General features: G+C 72.8%; 23 protein-coding genes. 19 read left to right on the plus strand and 4 right to left on the minus strand.

All coding sequences use genetic code 11. The features are described 5' to 3' along the window. Positions 1–82: 82 nt before the first annotated feature. The 12 genes from ACIHAD_RS33440 to ACIHAD_RS33495 all read left to right on the plus strand — a co-directional run bounded on the left by ACIHAD_RS33440 (position 83) and on the right by ACIHAD_RS33495 (position 8,655). Positions 83–1,456 carry an APC family permease gene (locus ACIHAD_RS33440; protein ID WP_397358685.1) on the plus strand — a complete coding sequence of 458 codons (1,374 nt, stop codon included), beginning with the start codon at positions 83–85 and terminating at the stop codon, positions 1,454–1,456. After that, complete coding sequence (locus tag ACIHAD_RS33445; RefSeq protein ID WP_397358686.1) at positions 1,453–2,103, plus strand: NAD-dependent epimerase/dehydratase family protein; 651 nt, start codon at positions 1,453–1,455, stop codon at positions 2,101–2,103. The genes ACIHAD_RS33440 and ACIHAD_RS33445 overlap by 4 nt, the downstream gene beginning before the upstream one ends. Then, entirely contained in the window at positions 2,100–2,399 is a 300-nt protein-coding gene (locus ACIHAD_RS33450) for an ABATE domain-containing protein (RefSeq protein ID WP_397358687.1), read from the plus strand. Before ACIHAD_RS33445 ends, ACIHAD_RS33450 begins: the two co-directional genes overlap by 4 nt. After that, complete coding sequence (locus tag ACIHAD_RS33455; RefSeq protein ID WP_397358689.1) at positions 2,360–2,602, plus strand: CGNR zinc finger domain-containing protein; 243 nt, start codon at positions 2,360–2,362, stop codon at positions 2,600–2,602. Before ACIHAD_RS33450 ends, ACIHAD_RS33455 begins: the two co-directional genes overlap by 40 nt. Positions 2,603–2,681: 79 nt before the next feature. Further along, the gene (locus tag ACIHAD_RS33460; protein WP_397358690.1) at positions 2,682–3,773 is read left to right on the plus strand and encodes an LLM class flavin-dependent oxidoreductase; all 1,092 of its coding nucleotides are present in this window, start codon (positions 2,682–2,684) and stop codon (positions 3,771–3,773) included. A 24-nt stretch (positions 3,774–3,797) separates the two neighbouring features. Next, positions 3,798–4,409 carry an FMN reductase gene (locus ACIHAD_RS33465; protein ID WP_397358691.1) on the plus strand — a complete coding sequence of 204 codons (612 nt, stop codon included), beginning with the start codon at positions 3,798–3,800 and terminating at the stop codon, positions 4,407–4,409. 9 nt (positions 4,410–4,418) lie between these two features. Continuing rightward, positions 4,419–5,183: a chitosanase gene (locus tag ACIHAD_RS33470; RefSeq protein ID WP_397358692.1), complete on the plus strand. Its 765-nt coding sequence runs from the start codon at positions 4,419–4,421 to the stop codon at positions 5,181–5,183. Positions 5,184–5,233: 50 nt separating this feature from the next. After that, positions 5,234–5,746, plus strand: coding sequence for a hypothetical protein (locus tag ACIHAD_RS33475; RefSeq protein ID WP_397358693.1), 513 nt, complete (start codon positions 5,234–5,236; stop codon positions 5,744–5,746). Between the two features lie 28 nt (positions 5,747–5,774). Then, positions 5,775–6,380 carry a cyclodeaminase/cyclohydrolase family protein gene (locus ACIHAD_RS33480; protein ID WP_397358694.1) on the plus strand — a complete coding sequence of 202 codons (606 nt, stop codon included), beginning with the start codon at positions 5,775–5,777 and terminating at the stop codon, positions 6,378–6,380. After that, positions 6,377–7,204: a bifunctional 5,10-methylenetetrahydrofolate dehydrogenase/5,10-methenyltetrahydrofolate cyclohydrolase gene (locus ACIHAD_RS33485; protein ID WP_397358695.1), complete on the plus strand. Its 828-nt coding sequence runs from the start codon at positions 6,377–6,379 to the stop codon at positions 7,202–7,204. Before ACIHAD_RS33480 ends, ACIHAD_RS33485 begins: the two co-directional genes overlap by 4 nt. A 38-nt stretch (positions 7,205–7,242) precedes the next feature. Beyond that, positions 7,243–7,950: a type 1 glutamine amidotransferase gene (locus tag ACIHAD_RS33490; protein ID WP_397358696.1), complete on the plus strand. Its 708-nt coding sequence runs from the start codon at positions 7,243–7,245 to the stop codon at positions 7,948–7,950. A gap of 39 nt (positions 7,951–7,989) precedes the next feature. After that, positions 7,990–8,655, plus strand: coding sequence for an endonuclease V (locus ACIHAD_RS33495; RefSeq protein WP_397358697.1), 666 nt, complete (start codon positions 7,990–7,992; stop codon positions 8,653–8,655). A 31-nt stretch (positions 8,656–8,686) separates the two neighbouring features. Here ACIHAD_RS33495 and ACIHAD_RS33500 read toward each other — a convergent pair whose 3' ends face one another. After that, positions 8,687–9,058, minus strand: a complete 372-nt coding sequence (locus ACIHAD_RS33500) for a hypothetical protein (RefSeq protein ID WP_125635486.1) — start codon at positions 9,056–9,058, stop codon at positions 8,687–8,689. 104 nt (positions 9,059–9,162) lie between these two features. After that, positions 9,163–9,816, minus strand: a complete 654-nt coding sequence (locus tag ACIHAD_RS33505) for an NADPH-dependent F420 reductase (protein ID WP_397358698.1) — start codon at positions 9,814–9,816, stop codon at positions 9,163–9,165. A gap of 90 nt (positions 9,817–9,906) precedes the next feature. On the opposite strand from ACIHAD_RS33505, the gene ACIHAD_RS33510 reads away from it, so the two are divergent. The 5 genes from ACIHAD_RS33510 to ACIHAD_RS33530 all read left to right on the plus strand — a co-directional run bounded on the left by ACIHAD_RS33510 (position 9,907) and on the right by ACIHAD_RS33530 (position 12,347). Further along, a complete protein-coding gene (locus tag ACIHAD_RS33510; protein ID WP_397358699.1) occupies positions 9,907–10,266 on the plus strand; it encodes a winged helix-turn-helix transcriptional regulator in 360 nt (119 codons plus the stop codon). A gap of 70 nt (positions 10,267–10,336) precedes the next feature. After that, the gene (locus tag ACIHAD_RS33515; RefSeq protein WP_397358700.1) at positions 10,337–10,552 is read left to right on the plus strand and encodes a hypothetical protein; all 216 of its coding nucleotides are present in this window, start codon (positions 10,337–10,339) and stop codon (positions 10,550–10,552) included. A gap of 324 nt (positions 10,553–10,876) precedes the next feature. Further along, positions 10,877–11,449, plus strand: a complete 573-nt coding sequence (locus ACIHAD_RS33520) for a TIGR00645 family protein (protein ID WP_397358701.1) — start codon at positions 10,877–10,879, stop codon at positions 11,447–11,449. Between the two features lie 38 nt (positions 11,450–11,487). Continuing rightward, positions 11,488–11,694 (plus strand): hypothetical protein, encoded by a 207-nt coding sequence (locus ACIHAD_RS33525; RefSeq protein WP_397358702.1) that lies wholly within the window; start codon positions 11,488–11,490, stop codon positions 11,692–11,694. A gap of 269 nt (positions 11,695–11,963) precedes the next feature. Further along, positions 11,964–12,347, plus strand: a complete 384-nt coding sequence (locus ACIHAD_RS33530) for a hypothetical protein (protein WP_397358703.1) — start codon at positions 11,964–11,966, stop codon at positions 12,345–12,347. A 39-nt stretch (positions 12,348–12,386) separates the two neighbouring features. Here the strand turns inward: ACIHAD_RS33530 and ACIHAD_RS33535 are convergent, their stop codons facing one another. After that, positions 12,387–12,866 (minus strand): DUF6968 family protein, encoded by a 480-nt coding sequence (locus ACIHAD_RS33535; RefSeq protein WP_397358704.1) that lies wholly within the window; start codon positions 12,864–12,866, stop codon positions 12,387–12,389. Positions 12,867–12,993: 127 nt separating this feature from the next. Between ACIHAD_RS33535 and pyrF the strand changes: the two genes are divergently transcribed. Then, positions 12,994–13,800: an orotidine-5'-phosphate decarboxylase gene (gene pyrF / locus ACIHAD_RS33540; protein ID WP_397358705.1), complete on the plus strand. Its 807-nt coding sequence runs from the start codon at positions 12,994–12,996 to the stop codon at positions 13,798–13,800. Here pyrF and ACIHAD_RS33545 read toward each other — a convergent pair. Continuing rightward, positions 13,781–15,457 (minus strand): 2-isopropylmalate synthase, encoded by a 1,677-nt coding sequence (locus ACIHAD_RS33545; protein WP_397358772.1) that lies wholly within the window; start codon positions 15,455–15,457, stop codon positions 13,781–13,783. The two genes, pyrF and ACIHAD_RS33545, sit on opposite strands and share 20 nt — an antisense overlap. Before the next feature lie 201 nt (positions 15,458–15,658). On the opposite strand from ACIHAD_RS33545, the gene ACIHAD_RS33550 reads away from it, so the two are divergent. After that, a complete protein-coding gene (locus ACIHAD_RS33550) occupies positions 15,659–16,363 on the plus strand; it encodes a FadR/GntR family transcriptional regulator (protein WP_397358706.1) in 705 nt (234 codons plus the stop codon). The last annotated feature ends 8 nt before the right edge of the window (positions 16,364–16,371 follow it).

The following is a 16,371-nucleotide window of genomic DNA, read 5'->3' on the forward strand; positions in this document are numbered from 1 at the left end:
CTTCAAAAAACGCAAGCGCTCCTTGACGTACGCCCCCGATAGTTCTTTGATACTCGCTCAAGGAACCCCCCAAGGAGGCGTCGTGGCAACAACGGCCGCCCATCCACACCTGCACCGGGGACTGAAGCTCCTCGGCACCCTCCTCCTCACCCTGTCCGCCATCACCCCCGCGTCCTCGGTCTTCATCATCGCCCCCGGCGTGATCTCCCAGGCCGGCAGCGGCGCGATCCTCAGCTACCTGGCCGGCGCCGTCGTGGGCGTGTTCATGGCCTTCGTCTACGCCGAGCTGGGCTCGGCGTTCCCGCTCACCGGCGGCGAGTACGCCATCACCGCCCGGACGCTCGGCCGGCTGCCCGGGTTCGTGGTGCTCGGGCTGATCCTCATCACGCAGCTGCTCATCATCGCGGTCATCGCGCTGGGCGTGGGCGCGTACCTGTCGGTCGTCTTCCCGGGCCTGGACGGGCCGCTGGTGGCGGCCGTGACCTGCCTGCTCACCACGGTCGTCGCGGTCTTCGACATCAAGCTGAACGCCTGGGTGACCGGGGTGTTCCTGGCCATCGAGATGATCGCGCTGGTGGTCGTGTCCGCGCTCGGCCTGTTCCGGCCGCAGCGGTCGCCGATCGAGCTGATCGCCCATCCCGTGGTCGCCGGGGACGGCGGCGCGCTGGTGCCCGCCTCGCTCGGGCTGATCGGCGCCGCGACCGCCGTGGCGATCTTCTCCTACAACGGGTACGGCTCGGCGGTCTACTTCGGCGAGGAGGTCCACGACGCGCCGAAGAGCATCGCGAGGACCGTGCTGTGGGCGCTGGGCGTCACCGTGGCGGCCGAGCTGGTGCCGGTGACGGCGGTGCTGGTGGGCGCGCCGTCGCTGGAGGGCCTGTTCGGCGCGGAGAACATGATGCAGTACTTCGTCACCGCCCGCGCCGGGTCCGTGGCCAACACGGTGATCTCCCTGGCCGTCGCGCTGGCCATACTCAACGCCGTGCTGGCCATCATCCTCATCACCTCGCGCATGCTGTTCAGCACCGGACGGGACCGCGCCTGGCCGGCGCCGGCCAGCCGCCTGCTGTCGTCCATCCATGCCCGGTACGGCTCGCCGTGGGTGGCCACGGTGCTGACCGGCGTGGTCAGCGCGGCCTGCTGCTTCATCGACGAGCGGTTCCTGCTGGTGGTGACCGGCACCTCGATCGTCGCCGTGTACGCGGCGCTGTGCCTGGGCGCGCTGGCCGGGCGGCGCAACGGCACGACCGGCCACGCGGCGTACCGGATGCCGTGGTTCCCGCTCGCGCCGGTGCTGGCGCTGGCCGCGCTGGCGTACGTGATCTACCTCAACGCGCTGGACCCGGTGATCGGCCGGCCCAGCCTGTACGTCACGGCCGGGATCGCGGTGCTGTCGGCGGCGTACTATCTGGGGGTGCTGCGGCGGCGCGGCGGGTGGGATCTGGCTGAACCATGAGAGTGATCATCTTCGGGGCGACCGGCATGGTCGGGCGCGGCGTGCTCAGGGAGTGCCTGCTCGACGAGCGCGTGACGGCCGTGCTGACGGTCGGCCGGTCGCCCACGGGGATCGTCCACGGCAAGCTGCGCGAGATCGTCCACGCCGACCTGGCGGACCTGTCGCCCATCGAGGACGAGCTGTCCGGCTACGACGCGTGCTTCTTCTGCCTCGGCGTGTCCTCGGCGGGCATGAGCGAGCGGGACTACCGGCGGGTCACCTACGACTACACCCTGGCGGCCGGCACGACGCTGGCCCGGCTCAGCCCGTCCTCGACCTTCGTCTACGTCTCGGGCGCCGGCACCGACGAGCAGGGCCGCGCGATGTGGGCCAGGGTGAAGGGCGCGACCGAGAACGCGCTGCTCGCGCTGCCGTTCCACGCCTACATGTTCCGCCCCGGCTACATCCAGCCGATGCACGGCGTCACCTCGCGCACCCGCTGGTACCGGCTGGCCTACGTCGTCTCCGCGCCGCTCTACCCGCTGCTGCGGCGGCTGTTCCCGGCGCAGGTGACGACGACCGAGCGCATCGGCCAGGCGATGATCACCGTGGCCGAGCGCGGCGCCCCCGAACACGTCCTCGGCCCGGCCGCCATCAACGCCTTGTGACGGCGGCGCCCGGCATCAGCGGCACGGCCAGCAGGCACGCGGCCAGCAGGGCCACCCCCGCCGACCTGGCCCGCTGGACGGTCGCCGCCGGGCTCCTCGACGAGCCGCCCGAGACCGGCGACGACGACCTGGCGCGGGTGGCGGCCCTGCGCGAGGCGCTCTACCGGCTGGCCACGGCCGCCCGCGAGGGCAGCCCGTACGGCAGGGCCGACCGCGACCTGATCAACGAGCCGCCCGGCACGCGCCCGCGGACGTCGTGCTCGGCGAGCGCGGCCTGCGGCGCGGCGGCGGCCTGACCGGCGCGCTGTCCACGACGGCGCGGGCGGCGATCGAGCTGCTCGGCGGCCCGCGGGCGGAGCTGATCCGCGAGTGCGAGGCCGACCCCTGCACCCGCCTGTACGTCGACGCCTCCCACCGCCGCACCCGCCGCTGGTGCGACATGCGCGGCTGCGGCAACCGGGCCAAGGCGGCGGCCTTCCGCGCCCGTGCGGGCGCCTGACGGGGATGATGGAATAACCGCACGCGGCCGGACGCTACGATACCTGTCAAAGATTCAACAGTCATGGATGGTGACTAAAGTGCAGTTCGGAATCTTCAGCGTGGGCGACGTGACCACCGACCCCACCACCGGCAGGACCCCGACCGAGCACGAGCGGATCAAGGCGATGGTGGCGATCGCGCTCAAGGCCGAGGAGGTCGGCCTCGACGTGTTCGCGACGGGCGAGCACCACAACCCGCCGTTCGTGCCGTCCTCGCCGACCACCATGCTCGGCTACATCGCGGCCAGGACCGAGCGGCTGATCCTGTCCACCGCCACGACGTTGATCACCACCAACGACCCGGTCAAGATCGCCGAGGACTTCGCCATGCTGCAGCACCTGGCCGACGGCCGGGTGGACGTCATGCTGGGCCGCGGCAACACCGGACCGGTCTACCCGTGGTTCGGGCAGGACATCCGCCAGGGCATCCCGCTGGCCGTCGAGAACTACGCGCTGCTGCACCAGCTCTGGCGCGAGGACGTCGTGGACTGGGAGGGCCGCTTCCGTACCCCGCTGCAGGGGTTCACCAGCACGCCGCGCCCGCTCGACGGGGTGCCGCCGTTCGTGTGGCACGGCTCGATCCGCAGCCCGGAGATCGCCGAGCAGGCCGCGTACTACGGTGACGGCTTCTTCGCCAACAACATCTTCTGGCCCAAGGAGCACTTCATCCGCCTGATCAACCTCTACCGCCGGCGGTACGCCCACTACGGGCACGGCACGCCCGAGCAGGCGATCGTCGGCCTGGGCGGCCAGGTGTTCATGCGCAAGAACTCCCAGGACGCGGTCCGCGAGTTCCGCCCCTACTTCGACAACGCCCCCGTGTACGGCCACGGGCCGTCGCTGGAGGAGTTCACCGCCGAGACCCCGCTCACCGTGGGCAGCCCGCAGCAGGTCATCGACCGCACGCTGGAGTTCCGCGAGTTCTTCGGCGACTACCAGCGCCAGCTGTTCCTCATGGACCACGCCGGCCTGCCGCTGAAGACCGTGCTGGAGCAGCTCGACATCCTGGGCGAGGAGGTCGTGCCGGTGCTGCGCAAGGAGCTCGCCAAGGACCGCCCGGCCGACGTCCCCGACGCGCCGACGCACGCCTCGCTGCTCCAGGCCCGTACGTCCCAGGCCGTCGAGGTCTGACCCTCCAGGAAGGAAGATCCCCCCATGAAGCTCGTCGTCGTCACGGCCGGTCTGACCCAGCCCTCCTCCACCCGCCTGCTCGCCGACCGCCTGGCCGAGGCCACCCGGCGGCGGCTGGTGGGCGCGGCCGGGGTGCGCGTGGTCGAGCTGCGCGACCTGGCCGTGGACATCGCCAACAACCTGGTGACCGGCTTCCCCGGCGCCCGGCTGCGCGAGGTGATCGAGGCCGTGACGGAGGCCGACGGGCTCATCGCGGTCACGCCGACCTTCAGCGGCTCCTACAGCGGCCTGTTCAAGTCGTTCTTCGACGTGCTCGACAACACGGCCCTGGCGGGCACGCCCGTACTCGTCGCGGCCACGGGCGGCACGCCCCGGCACTCGCTCGTGCTGGAGCACGCGCTGCGCCCGCTGTTCGCCTACCTGCGGGCCGTCGTCGTGCCGACCGCCGTCTACGCCGCCTCGGAGGACTGGGGCGGCGGCGGGGACGCCTTCACCGACGGGCTCGGCGAGCGCATCGACCGGGCCGCCGGGGAGCTGGCCGGCCTGCTGGCGGGCCGGGCTCCGCGGCAGGCCGGGGACGAGGACGAGGTCGTCCCGTTCGAGGAGCAGCTCGCGGCTTTGCGCCCGCTGCGCTAGTTTGCAGCGGTGCTGACCGCTACGTTCCTTTCGCTGTCCCTCGTCCTGACCGGCGTCTCCCCGGCGGACCTCAACAATCCGCACAAGAAGGACATCGCCATGCGGCTGGTGTCCAGCGCGGAGAACTCCTCACTGGACTGGAAGGCCCAGTACGGCTACATCGAGGACATCAAGGACGAACGGGGCTACACCGCGGGCATCATCGGCTTCTGCTCCGGCACCGGCGACATGCTGGAGCTGGTCGAGCTCTACACCAGGCGCAAGCCCGCGAACGTGCTGGCCAAATACCTGCCCGCGCTGCGCAAGGTCAACGGCACCGACTCCCACAAGGGCCTCGGGAAGCCGTTCGTCAGGGACTGGAAGAAGGCCGCCGCCGACCCCGTCTTCCGACGGGCCCAGAACCACGAGCGTGACCGGGTCTACTTCGACCCGGCCGTCCGCCGGGCCAAGAAGGACGGTCTGCGCGCGCTGGGCCAGTTCGCCTACTACGACGCCATGGTCATGCACGGCCCCGGCGCGGACAAGCTGAGCTTCGGCGGCATCAGGAAGGCCGCCCTGGCCAAGGCCGCCTCCCCCGCCCGCGGCGGCGACGAGGTCGCCTACCTCAACGCGTTCCTCGACGCCAGGAAGGCGGCGATGAAGGCCGAGGACGCCCACGACGACACCACCCGCGTCGACACCATGCAGCGCGTGTTCCTCAGGAAGGGCAACCTCGACCTCAAGCCGCCGCTGACCTGGAAGGTGTACGGCGACAAGTACACCATCAAGCACTGATCATGCGATCACGGTAGGTTGATGGGCAAGCCGAACAAACGGGGTTAATCATGTCCAACGGTGCCCGTCATGTTCTGGGAGTGGTCGCGGGGCTGCTCCTTCCTCCGCTGATCGCCGGCTGCCTCATGTACGGCATCGGCGAGATCGGCCTCACCATGGCCACGAGATACACCGTCTCCTGGCCGGGGCTCGGCGTGGTCGCGGCGGCCGGGGCCGGTCTGGCGTTCCTGGCCGGCTCGCGCCTGTCCCCCATCGCCTCCCTCCTCGGCGGGCTCGCCTTCACCGCGCTCGGCCTGGTGCCCGCGGTGGAGCTGGGCGGCGGCATCAGGGTGATCCCCGACGGGCTGGTCACCGGGAGCCTGGGAGCGGGGATGCAGACCGCCCTGTACACGGGGGTCATGCTGTTCCTCGGCGTGGCCCTGCTGGTCGTGTCGCTCTTCCCGTCGCGGTGGCGGTCGCTGGAGCGGCCGTCGGCCTACACCTCCGACTACGGGGCGTCCGGGTCGCCGTACCTGCCGCCGGGCATGGCCCACGACGTCACCAGGCCGATGCACCGCGAGTGAGGCGTACCGGGCCTGGCAGAATGCGGCCATGCGCGACTCGAAGATCGTCGACTTCCTGGCCGAGCTGGCCGACAAGGTACCCGCCCCCGGCGGCGGGGCCACCGCCGCGTTGCACGCGGCGCAGTCCGCGGCGCTGCTCGGCATGGTGGCCCGCTACACCACCGGCGAGCGGTACGCCGAGCACGCCGAGACCGTCGACGCGGTGATCGGCGAGACCGACGCCCTGCGCGCCGGGGCGCTGCGGCTGGCCGAGGAGGACGCGGCCGCCTTCACCGCCGTCTCCGACGCCTACCGGCTGCCCAAGGGCGAGGAGCGCACTGTCACCATCGCCCGCGCCCTGGCCGGCGCGGCCGAGCCCCCGGCCCGGGTGGTGGAGACCGCCACGCGGCTGGTCGAGCTCTGCGGGCTGCTGCTGCCGATCGGCAACCGCAACGTGGTCACCGACGTCGCCGCCGCCGCCGACGCCGCCCGCGCCGCGCTCACCACCGCCCGGGTGAACGTCGAGGTCAACCTGCGCGGCATCAAGGACGAGCGGGCCCGCGAGGAGCTGGCCGCCCGCCTGGCCGGGGTCGACGCGGCCGTCGCCGGGGCCGACCGGATCACCGCCGAGGTGCGCGAGGAGATCACCCGATGAGGACGCTGACCGGCCGCGACCTGGCCACCGCGATCAAGGCCCAGACGCAGGCCGAGGCGGCCTCCGGGCCGCAACCCAGGCTGGCCGTCGTGGTGGCCACGGCCGACGAGGCCGGCCTGTGGTACGTCCGCTCGATCGCCAAGGCCGCCGCGGGCGTCGGCGTCGCCTGCGACATCGTCGACCTGGGAGCCGGCGCGGACCCCGGCAAGATCCATGAGACGCTGGCCGGGCTCAGCGCCGACGACGCCGTCCACGGGGTCATGCTCCAGACGCCGCTGCCCGCCGGGGCCTCGGCTCAGGAACTGGCCACCGCCATCGACCCGCGCAAGGACGTCGACGGCGCGAACCCGCTCTCGCTCGGCCGCCTGGCCGCCGGGCTGCCCGCGTTCCCGCCCGCCACCGCGGCGGCCGTCATGGCCCTGCTCGACCACTACGAGGTGCCGCTCGAAGGGCGGCGGGCGGTGGTCGTCGGCCGCTCGACCGTGGTCGGCAAGCCGCTGGCCCACCTGCTGCTCGACCGGCACGCCACGGTCACCGTCTGCCATTCGCGCACCCGCGGCCTGGCCTCGGTCACCGCCGGGGCCGAGGTGCTCGTGGCCGCCGTCGGCCGCGCCGGGCTGATCGGCGCCGGGCACGTCGCGCCGGGCGCTGTGGTGATCGACGTGGGCACCAACCCCACCGACGACGGCGGGCTCACCGGTGACGTCGACTTCGCGGCGGTCTCGGAGGTGGCGGGCGCGCTGACCCCGGTGCCCGGCGGCGTCGGCCCGGTGACCACCGCGCTGCTGCTGCGCCACGCCGCCCGAGCGGCGAACCTGCCCTGAACCTGAGATCCGAAGACATCTGAGAGTGGAGACCCGCGATGGGTGACGTCCTGATCGTGCAGAACAGCAGGAGCGGCGGCCCGAGCCGGCTCGGCGGCTGGCTGGAGGAGGCCGGGCTGCGGCTCGACGTGGTGCTCGCCCACGAGGGCGCGCCGCTGCCCGAGCGGCTGGACCGGCACGACGCCATGATCATGCTCGGCGGCGGTTACCTGCCCTCCGAGGACGACCGGGCCCCGTGGCTGGCCGGCGCCCGCCGCCTGGTGGGCCAGGCGCTGGACGAGGGCGTGCCGCTGTTCGGCATCTGCCTGGGCGGCCAGATGCTCGCCGAGGTGGCCGGCGGCGAGGTGACCGGCGACACCGGCGCGCCGGAGAACGGCAGCCTGCCGGTCACCATCCGGCCCGAGGCGGCCGGCGACCCGCTGTTCCAGGGGCTGCCGCCGGTGGTGCCCGCGATCGAGCACCACAAGGACGCCGTCACCCGGCTGCCCGCCGGCGCGGTGTGGCTGGCCGAGACGCGGGCCTGCCCCTACCAGGCGTTCCGGGTCGGCGAGCGGGCGTGGGGGGTGCAGTTCCATCCCGAGGTGCTGCCCGCGCGCGTACGCGAGTGGACGCCCGACGGCTTCGACCCCGAGGAGGTCCACGCCGGTGCGGTGGCCGACGAGCCCGTCTCCACGCCGGTCTGGCGCGAGGTGGCCCTGCGCTTCGCCAAGATCGTCAGCGCCGGTACGCCCGCCTCGCGAGCGTGAGCGCCACGGCCGGGGACGAAAGGCCCTAACTTAGGCGGGGTGCGGGTAAACAGACTTCACCCCTGGCCGGACGACGCCGCCGGGGCCGAGGCCGTCCAGGACCGGCTGCGCGGACGCGTCGAGCTCTCCGGACCCACGGAGTTCACCCTGGTGGCCGGGCTCGACGTGCACTACCACGGCGACGACGACGTGACGGCGGCGGCGGTCGTCCTGGACGCGGCGACCCTGGAACCGGTCGAGCGGGCGGTGGCCCACGGCAAGGCGGCCTTCCCGTACGTGCCCGGCCTGTTCGCCTTCCGCGAGCTGCCCACCCTGGTCGAGGCGCTCGAACGCCTCGCCGTCACCCCCGACCTGCTGGTCTGCGACGGCCACGGCCTGGCGCACCCGCGTGGCTTCGGCCTGGCCTGCCACCTCGGCGTGCTGACCGGCCTGCCCGCGCTCGGCGTGGCCAAGACGCCGTTCGTGGGCGCGTACGAGCCCCCCGGCCGGGAGCGCGGGGACTGGACGCCGATCGTCCACGAAGGCGTCACGGTGGGCCGGGCGCTGCGCACGCGGCGGGACACCAAACCGGTCTTCGTCTCCCAGGGACACCGCATCGGCCTGGACACCGCCACGTCCCAGACCCTGCTGCTCACCCCCCGCTACCGCCTGCCCGAGCCCGTGCGCCAGGCCGACCACCTGGCCCGCCACCCCGGCGGGACCTGACCGCCCCCCTCGGCCGGTCCCACCGGGACGGTCAGCGCCGCCAGGCCCAGACGACGAGCCACACGCTGAGCCCGAAGATCGTCATGCCCAGCGGCACGTGCGCGGCCACCGCGCCCGACCCGCCGAGCATCGACTGGAGGAAGCCGAGCAGCAGCACCCCCAGGCTGACCAGCGCGGGCCAGCCCGCCCCGCGCCCCGGCCGCCACAGCAGCACGGCCGCGACGAGCTGGAGCAGCCCGAGCAGGTGGACCGCGCCCGCCCCCGCGCCGTGCAGGCCCGCGCCGGCCCCGCTCATGAGCTGCCCCGCCGTGACGGCCTGCAGCAGCACCGACAACATGCTGAGCGTGGCGAGGGCCTTGAACGCGGTCAGATACCCGCTCCCCTTGACGACCTGGGTGACCACTGGACTCTCCTTCGACCTCGGGTGAACGCCCCCAGCATCGCGCCGCCGCCGGTGCCGGGCATCCGCCGTCCGTCGTCATCCTCGCTACACCCCACGTCGTACGCTCACGACGGGTCGTGCGCCCCCGAGGAGGCCAGCGGGGGCAGGATCGCCTGGGCGTCCGCGCCGCCGAACCAGAGCCCGATCACGAACGCGGCGGTCGCCTCCAGCTGCGCCGCCCGGTCGAGCCCGCCGCCGTCCAGCGGGGTGCAGCCCAGGTCGCGGACCAGGCCCCGGACCAGGTCGAGCGCCCTGGCGTCGTCGCCGCACAGGGGCACCGCCAGCGGGCGTCCGCCGAACACGGGCGGCGTCATCCGCCACACGTCCACGTGGCACAGGTTGAACGCCTTCACCACGTGCCCGCCCGTGAGGTCGGCGATCCGGCGGGCGAGCGGACGGGTGGCGTCGTACCTGTCGGGGGCGGCGGCGTTCGTCACGTCGATGAGCGGCTTGCCGCGCAGGGCCGGACCGGCGGCGGCCAGCACGTCGGCCAGCCCCGCCTCCCGGACGCCCACCATGACGACCTCGCCGAACGCGGCCGCCTCCGCCCAGCTCCCCGCCCGCGCCGCCGGGCGGCCGGCTCGGGCGTTCATGCTCTCCGCACGGCCACGGGCGCGTTCCTGGTCGCGTCCGCTGACCGTCACCTCGTGCCCGGCCCTGATCCACTGCGTGCCGAGCGCGTCGGCCATGCCGCCGGCGCCCAGGATCCCGATCTTCATGGTCGTCCTCCGTGATGTGAAAGGGCTTTACTAGGACAAGGACTGTAGAAATCTCGTCACGCACCGATCGGTGCCTATCGGAGGGCTCACGTGTTCCTCGCCGACTGCCAGGCCAGACTGGCCTTCGACCTGATCGCCAACACCTGGAACGCGGTCGTCGTCTGGTCGCTGCGCCACGGCCCGCGCCGCCCCGGGGAGCTGCGCGCGGAGATCGGCGGGATCAGCGCCAAGGTGCTCACGGAGACGCTGCGCCGCCTGGAGTTCAACGGCCTGGTCACCCGGCGCTCCTACGCCGAGGCCCCGCCCCGCGTCGAGTACGCGCTGACCGACCTGGGCCGCACCCTGCTGGGCCCGATCGAGGCGTTCGGCGTCTGGGCCCACGACCACGCCGACGAGGTCATGGACGCCCAGGACAGGGCTGCCGACCCCCGCCTCATGAGGAATCTTTAACTTAGCGTTACTGGATGATTACTCTGGGTAGCAAGTCGGTGGTTGATTCCACCGTCCCCAGGAGGTACTCATGCCTGACGTCCCACGCCGCGCCGCCGTCATCGTGGCCGCGCTGACCGCCGGCCTGTCCGCCGCCCTGTTCGCGGCGCCGGCCCACGCCGTCGTCGACCCGGCCCACGCGGTGACCTGCGCCGCCGAGTCCGCCACCGGCCTGACCACCCTGGTCGACCCGATGGCCCCCCAGGCGCCGGCGGAGATCCCCGCGGCGGGCTGCCTGCATCCCTGACCGGCCATCACGGGCCACCGCGCAGGCGGTGCGGCGGGCCACGCCGCACCGCCGATCCCGGCCCTTCCCAGCCCGACAGCGCAATCCCCGTGCCCGACCAGCAGCAGTCGAGGAGTCCCCATTGAAGTTCCGAATCCTGACCAGCGCAGCGGTCCTCGCCCTGGCGGCGGCGGCCGCCGTTCCCCCAATCGCCCTCGGGTCAGGGGGCCGAAACGATCCGGGGAACATCAATGTCCAGGCCATCGTCGACCGGGTCAACATCTTCACGTCGTAGTGAGGCCCCCACAGTTGACCGTGGCCGAGTCCGCTCCGCGGTCGCGGAGCATGCTGGAGCACGTCGGCTACGTCATGTTCCTCAGCCGGTGGATTCAGGCGCCGCTCTACCTCGGGCTGATCGTCGCCCAGGTCGTGTACGTGTGGCGGTTCATGGTCGAACTCGCCCACCTGGTCGAACTCGGGTTCGGCGGCAATCCTCCGGAGACCACGATCATGCTGATCGTCCTCGGGCTCGTCGATGTCGTGATGGTCTCGAACCTGCTGATCATGGTCATCATCGGCGGCTACGAGACCTTCGTCTCGCGGCTGCGCATCGACGGACATCCCGATCAGCCCGAGTGGCTGTCCCATGTCAACGCAAACGTCCTCAAAGTCAAGCTGGCCATGGCGATCATCGGGATCTCGGGGGTGCATCTCCTGCAGATCTTCATCAACGCCGCCCGGCCGGCCATCACCGACAGGGAACTCGTATGGAAAACACTGATCCATCTCACCTTCGTGGTCTCGGCGCTGGCGCTGGCCGTGATGGATCGGATCATGGCGGGCGGCCGGCACGGCCAGCAGGCGCACCGGGAACAGCAGCCGGGCGGGGTCGCGCAGGAGCGGGTCGCCGCCGCCTAGCGGTCGCGCTGCTGACCGGCGCGGGGCTGCTGGCGTCCGTGGCGCCCGCGTACGCCTCGGACACGTCGGGCGCGGCGCCTCCCCAGGGGCCGCGGCCGCTCATCGGCGACGTGATCGTCTTCAACGACGAGATCGTCGAGCCGGTGTCGCTTCCGGTGAGCACCTGCGGCGGCCTGCTGCCGGTGCTGAGCGGCGCGCCCACCGGGTGCAAGGACACGTCCCGGGTGTCGGACGACGACGCCTGAGATCCCGGCGCCCGCCCGCGGGGGCGGGCGGGCGCCGGAACCCCGGCCCGGTCAGCCGAAGAGGCGTTCGAGGACCTCGGCCACGCCATCCTCGTCGTTGGAGGACGCACGGTGTCCGCGACGATCTCCGCGGCGGCCAGGTCGTACAGGAGGGCGCCGTTGCTGCGGATCGCCAGGCCGGTCAGGTCCGCCTGCCCGGCGATGGCGCGGATGGAGCGCGGCGGGCGCGCGGTGACGAAGACGAGGGATCTGCGGAGTAGGGTGCCCTCGTGGCTACTCTTTCGGGTCGTTTCGCCAGGTCCGGGCCGCGTCCGGACGACCGGGCCGCGTCCGTCCTCCGTTTCGCGTCGGAGCTGGTCGCCTGGGTCGCGACGCCGTGGGCGCTCCTTTCGTGGTCGGTGTGGGCGGCCGTGTTGTCGGTGGTGGTGCTGATCGGGTTGCCGACGGTGTTCGCCACGCCCGGTGACAAGCGGGGCGTGGTGGTCGCCGTGCCGGGGTTCGTGACGGTCGCGCTGGTGGGCCTTCAGCTCGTGGCGGCGGTGGCGGCGTCGTGGGTGGCCTGGCACGCGGCGGTGGCCGCGGTGGTCACGGTGCTGGCGGTGGTCACCGTGGTGCTGGAACTGCCCCGCTGGCGCTGGCTGCTGACGGGTTGAGCCCCGCCGGAGCCGCTGTGCGGCCTTCTCACAGGGCTTTCAGAGGCGCATCTCGGAGGGGAGGCGGGTGGTGGCGTTGAGGAGCTCCAGGCCGAGCAGCTCGCCCGAGGCCCCGTAGTCGAGGACGACGTCCTCCGACACGGTCTGTCGTACCGCCTCACCTGGCACTATTTCGTGCTTCATCGCGATATAGGCGATGTCTCGGTCCTTGTCCCAGTTGACGTACACGGTCTGGGTGCGTTGCCGGTCGGGCGGGGTGCCGTCCGGACGCAGCAGGCCCTCCTTGGCCTCGTGCGAGCCGGCCAGCGCCGCCCGTACCATGGCCAGCGCCACCTCGACCGCCTCCAGCGCGTCGCGCCCGGTCGCCCTGCGCTCGTGCTCCCACCCGGCCAGCCCGTCGATCCGGTACGGGCACGACCACTCCCCCACCGCCTCCTCGTACGGCACGCCGACGGTGACCACCACCTCGCGCGGCGGCACGGTGTCCAGCACCAGTACTCGTTGGGCGATCTCGTACATGTCGCATGATCTACCCCGGCACCCGCTTCCGGAAGACCCGCGACCCGACCCATATCATCCGGGGCCGATGCGTTCCGGCTTCGAGCCGCGGCGCGTTAGTGTGCGTTAGGGTCGCAAGGGGGCCTAGATGAACGAGTCGTTCGGCACACGCCTGCGTGCCAGGTTGGACAAATTCGGCCCGCTCTGTGTGGGCATCGATCCGAGCCCGGCGTTGCTCCACGCCTGGGGCCTCGACGACTCACCGTGCGGCCTTGAGCGCTTCAGCCGCACGGTGGCCGACACGATCAGCGACGTGGCCGCCGTGGTCAAGCCGCAGTCGGCCTTCTACGAGCGCTGGGGCAGCCGTGGCATCGCCGTGCTGGAACGCACCATCGCCGACCTGCGCGAGGCCGGCACGCTGGTGCTGCTCGACGCCAAGCGCGGCGACGTCGACACCACGATGGCCGCCTACGCCGAGGCCTACCTCGACCGGGGCAGCCCGGTGGCCGCCGACGCGGTGACGCTGAGCCCCTACCTGGGGTTCGGCTCGCTGGAGGTGGCGATCACCTCGGCGGTGGCCAACGACGCCGGCGTCTTCGTGCTGGCCCGCACCTCCAACCCGGCGGCGGCCGGGCTGCAGCAGCGGGTGGCCGACCTGGTGATCGCCGGGGCCGCCGCGGCGAACGCGGGTCACGAGCCGTTCGGGCCGGTGGGGGTGGTGATGGGGGCCACGCTGCCCACGCTCGACCACTCCCTGGCCGACCTCAACGGCCCGATCCTGGCTCCGGGGCTCGGCGCGCAGGGCGCCTCCCCCGCCGACCTGGCCCGCCTGTTCGCCCCGGTACGCGGCTCCGTCGTGCCGTCGGTCTCCCGGGCCGTCCTGGCCGACCCGAGACGACTGCGGTCGAGGACGCTGCACTACCGGGACGAATGCGTCACCTACCTGACGGACTGAGCCGGTTGACGGCGGCCAGCACCGCCCGTACCGACGCGGTGAGCACCGAGGTGTCCTGACCGGCGCCCCAGCCGATCACGCCGCCGACCCGGGCCTCCACGTACGCGACGGCGCTGCTGCCCGTCCCCGGGTCCACGGCGTGCTCGGCGTAGTGCAGGACGTCGACCTCGACGCCGTCCCCGGCCAGCGCGGCGGCCAGCGCGGACAGCGGCCCGTTGCCGGTGCCGCGCAGCACCCGCCCCGATTCCAGCACGCCCTCGAACTCGTGCGTCCCCGGCGCGGTCTCGGCCGTGCGCCAGGAGGCGAACCCGTCGCGCTCGCCGGGGGCGACGTAGGTGGCGTGGAAGAGCGCCCACAGCTCGTCGGCGGTGATCTCCTCGCCGCTGTCGTCCGTGGCCCGCTGCACCGCCGCCGAGAAGTCGATCTGGAGGCGGCGCGGCAGGTCGAGGCCGTGGCGGGCGCCCAGCAGGTACGCGATGCCGCCCTTGCCCGACTGGCTGTTGACCCGGATGACGGCCTGGTAGCCGCGCCCCACGTCGGCCGGGTCGATGGGCAGGTACGGCACCTCCCACGGCGCCAGCTCCGGCGGCACGCCCAGCTCGGCGGCGCGCGCGGCGTGGTGGGCCAGCCCCTTGCCGATGGCGTCCTGGTGGGTGCCGGAGAAGGCGGTGTAGACCAGGTCGCCGGCGTAGGGGTGGCGGTCGTGGACGGGCAGGCGGTTGCAGTGCTCGACGACGCGCCGGACCTCGTCGACGGCCGAGAGGTCGATCATCGGGTCGACGCCCTGGGAGTGCAGGTTGAGGGCGAGGGTCACCAGGTCGACGTTGCCGGTGCGCTCGCCGTTGCCGAACAGGCAGCCCTCCACCCGCTGCGCCCCGGCGAGCACGGCCAGCTCGGCGCAGGCCACGCCGGTGCCGCGGTCGTTGTGCGGGTGCACCGACAGGATCACCGAGTCGCGGCGGTCGAGGTGGCGGTGCATGTACTCGATCTGGTCGGCGTACACGTTGGGGGTGGAGATCTCGACGGTGGCGGGCAGGTTGTGGATCACCGGGCGGTCCGGGGAGGCGTCCCAGAGGGCGGTCAGGTCGTTGCAGACCTCCAGCACGTAGTCGGGCTCGGTGAGGTTGAACACCTCGGGCGAGAACTCGAAGCGCACCGGCAGCCCGTCGGCCAGGCGGGCGACCTGGCCGGCCGCGTCCAGGATGAGCTTGCGCAGGTCGTCCCGGTCGTGGCCGAGCACCACGTTCCGCCAGGTGGGCGCGGTCGCGGTGTAGAGGTGCACGACCACGTCGGGCAGGCCGCGGATCGACTCGAAGGTGCGCTCGATCAGGTCCTGCCGGGCGGCGGTGAAGGCCACCACGGTCACGTCCTCGGGCACCGCGCCGGGCTCGGCCAGTTCCCTGAGGAAGTCGAAGTCGAGCCTGCTGGCCGACGGGTAGCCGACCTCGATCTCCTTGAAGCCCATCCGCACCTGGAGGTCGAACAGGCGGCGCTTGCGCGCCGGGTCCATCGGCTCGGCCAGCGCCTGGTTGCCGTCGCGCAGGTCGACGGGGACCCAGAGGGGTGCGCCGGTGATGCGGCGCGAGGGCCAGGCGCGCTCGCCGGCCAGGGGCACCTCGACCCGCTCGTGGGCGGGCCGGTAGCGGTGGGAGGGCATGGCGCTGGGGCGCTGCCGGTTCCATTCGTACACGTCTTCGTTCCTTCTCGGCGATCGGACGACCGGCAGCACCTCGCACGCCGCGGCGGGGTGCCGGTCCGGTCAGGCCCCGCCGCGGCGGCCGAGAAGAAGGAGACCGTACGACGACATGGCGGCTAGACTAACCACAACACAGGTCCTCAGACAACCTGAGAGGTACGCATGCCGCTCGGCGCCCTCCGCCGCAGCCCCCTGGTCGACCAGGCCGTCCAGCACCTGCGCGAGCAGATCACCGAAGGCCACTGGCCGGTCGGCACCCGCCTGCCGGGCGAGAACGCGCTGGCCAAGGCGCTCGGGGTGGGCCGGTCCACGGTCCGCGAGGCGCTGCGGGCGCTGGCCGGCGCCGGGCTGGTGCGGGCGCGCCAGGGCTCGGGCGTGTTCGTCATCGCCTCGGAGCCGGTCCAGGACTGGCCCGCGCGGCTGCGCCGGGCCGCGATCACCGACGTGTACGAGGTCCGCATGATGGTCGAGACGCAGGCGGCCAGGCTGGCGGCGGCGCGGCGTACCGACGAGGACGTGACGGCGATGGAGGCGGCGCTCCAGGCCCGCGAGCGGGCGGCGGGCGGCGACGACGCGGCCTTCGTGGACGCCGACATCGCGCTGCACGCGGCGGTCGTGGCGGCGGCGGGCAACCCGGTGCTCACGGACCTGTTCGCCGAGTTCGCCCCGGCGTTGCGGGAGGGGCTGATCGACATGGTGGAGCTGCTGGGGCTGCGCGAGCACGACCGCAACCCGGGGCACGGCACGCACGCCGCGCTGCTGGTGGCGGCGGTCCGCGACGGCGACGCGACGGCGGCCAGCGACCTCCTCCAGGCCGAGCTGGAGCAGACCCTCGCCCGCCTGCACACGACTCCGGGCGGCCGATGACCGACCCC

The sequence above is a fragment of the Nonomuraea sp. NPDC052265 genome, from assembly GCF_044547985.1.
Lineage (GTDB): Bacteria > Actinomycetota > Actinomycetes > Streptosporangiales > Streptosporangiaceae > Nonomuraea.

What these genes read in the sequence shown, in the direction of transcription:
- ACIHAD_RS33475 (WP_397358693.1), top strand. Translation starts at nt 5,234, where the DNA reads ATGTCCAACGGTGCCCGTCATGTTCTGGGAGTGGTCGCGGGGCTGCTC.
- ACIHAD_RS33550 (WP_397358706.1), top strand. Translation starts at nt 15,659, where the DNA reads ATGCCGCTCGGCGCCCTCCGCCGCAGCCCCCTGGTCGACCAGGCCGTC.
- ACIHAD_RS33485 (WP_397358695.1), top strand. Translation starts at nt 6,377, where the DNA reads ATGAGGACGCTGACCGGCCGCGACCTGGCCACCGCGATCAAGGCCCAG.
- ACIHAD_RS33520 (WP_397358701.1), top strand. Translation starts at nt 10,877, where the DNA reads ATGCTGGAGCACGTCGGCTACGTCATGTTCCTCAGCCGGTGGATTCAG.
- ACIHAD_RS33505 (WP_397358698.1), bottom strand. Translation starts at nt 9,816, where the DNA reads ATGAAGATCGGGATCCTGGGCGCCGGCGGCATGGCCGACGCGCTCGGC.
- ACIHAD_RS33480 (WP_397358694.1), top strand. Translation starts at nt 5,775, where the DNA reads ATGCGCGACTCGAAGATCGTCGACTTCCTGGCCGAGCTGGCCGACAAG.
- pyrF (WP_397358705.1), top strand. Translation starts at nt 12,994, where the DNA reads ATGAACGAGTCGTTCGGCACACGCCTGCGTGCCAGGTTGGACAAATTC.
- ACIHAD_RS33535 (WP_397358704.1), bottom strand. Translation starts at nt 12,866, where the DNA reads ATGTACGAGATCGCCCAACGAGTACTGGTGCTGGACACCGTGCCGCCG.
- ACIHAD_RS33490 (WP_397358696.1), top strand. Translation starts at nt 7,243, where the DNA reads ATGGGTGACGTCCTGATCGTGCAGAACAGCAGGAGCGGCGGCCCGAGC.
- ACIHAD_RS33515 (WP_397358700.1), top strand. Translation starts at nt 10,337, where the DNA reads ATGCCTGACGTCCCACGCCGCGCCGCCGTCATCGTGGCCGCGCTGACC.
- ACIHAD_RS33545 (WP_397358772.1), bottom strand. Translation starts at nt 15,457, where the DNA reads ATGCCCTCCCACCGCTACCGGCCCGCCCACGAGCGGGTCGAGGTGCCC.
- ACIHAD_RS33445 (WP_397358686.1), top strand. Translation starts at nt 1,453, where the DNA reads ATGAGAGTGATCATCTTCGGGGCGACCGGCATGGTCGGGCGCGGCGTG.
- ACIHAD_RS33465 (WP_397358691.1), top strand. Translation starts at nt 3,798, where the DNA reads ATGAAGCTCGTCGTCGTCACGGCCGGTCTGACCCAGCCCTCCTCCACC.